Below are 1264 nucleotides of genomic sequence, written 5' to 3' on the forward strand. Positions count from 1 at the left end.
CCACCTTGACCAACACAGGTTGTCGCGGCGGCTGGTCCTGTGGTTTATATGACCCAGCGACTGGGGGAGGGCTTAGAACTCGTCGGCGCCGTTGCGCAGCTCCGGGGTCCAGTAGCCGGTGGCCCACTTGGCCGGGTCGACGCTGATGCCCTCGGCACCGGGCGCGACGACGCTGTCCATGCCGGCGCCGCCCTCCAGCGTGACGGTGAACTCCTTCACCGTCTCGGTGCTCTCCTTCCGGCCGCCCTCGGAGAGGCGGACCGCGGCGTAGGCGGAGCCACCCGGCTGCACGACGACCTGGCCGGCCGGCTTGCTCTTGGCGACGGCCGGGACGATGCCGTGGGCGTTGTCCAGGAAGTGGATCTTCGGGAAGCCGACCATCAGGCAGGGGTTGCCGGTGGTGTTCTTCGCCGTGAGGGTCAGGTGGGTGTAGGGCGGGCCGTCGACGGTGGCGGCGCTGATCGAAAGCTGCGAGGCCTGGCACGGGACGAGGCCCTTGTTGCTGGAGCCCTTGCCGCCGGAGGTCGTGGCCTGGTCGCTGCCGCCGCTCTTGCTCGGCGTCTGGGCCTGGTCGGAGCCGCCTTGGCTGGAGCCGCCGGCGCTGCTGTTGCTGCCGCCGCCCTGGCTCTGCTCGCCGCTCTGGCCGCCGGACGTGCTCTGCTGCTGGCCGCCACTCTGCTCGGTGGAGCCCTGGCCCTTGTCGGTGCCCTGGTCCTGGCCACCGCTCTCCGCGGGGGCGCTGGCGGCCGGCGAGGAGGACTTGGTGTCCTTGGAGTCTTCCCCGTTGCAGGCGGTGAGCGCCAGGGAGAGCATCGCGGCGGTGGCGGCGGTCAGGACGGCGGTGCGGTTACGGAAGGTACGCATGGTGTTTTCCCCCAGAAGGAAGGTCGGAACGGTGGTTGCCCGGTCATTGGCATCCGCCCCTGACCTGCTGACATCTACGATTCTGCGGGGCGTCGCTCACGTTCCACTGCCGCACCGCTGACGTTCCGCTGACGTGCGGACTCCGCGATTCCGCGCCCACCGCTAACGCTCCGCGAACCACACGCCGCGTAGGCAGGCGCGAGCCGTACGGGACCGTGGGCCCGGGGGCTGGGGGCTGGGTGTGGGGGCGGGGGTCAGGAGCCAGGCACGGGGGGCCGGCGCCGCGCCGGGGCCCCGGGTGTGGGTTCGGGGCCCCCGGCGCGGGGGGGGGGGGCGGGGCGGGGGGGGGGGGTGGGGGGGGCGGTGGGTTTGTGGGGGGGCGGGGTTGTAGGTTGCGGGG

General features: G+C 72.7%; 1 protein-coding gene. It reads right to left on the reverse strand.

The annotated features are described in order from the left end of the window. Window positions 1-72: 72 nt before the first annotated feature. On the reverse strand, window positions 73-864 hold the full coding sequence (locus AAHZ94_RS34270; RefSeq protein WP_349997585.1) for a DUF4232 domain-containing protein: 792 nt from the start codon (window positions 862-864) through the stop codon (window positions 73-75). Window positions 865-1264: the final 400 nt, after the last annotated feature.

This window comes from Streptomyces sp. HSW2009 (assembly GCF_040240285.1).
GTDB lineage: Bacteria > Actinomycetota > Actinomycetes > Streptomycetales > Streptomycetaceae > Streptomyces.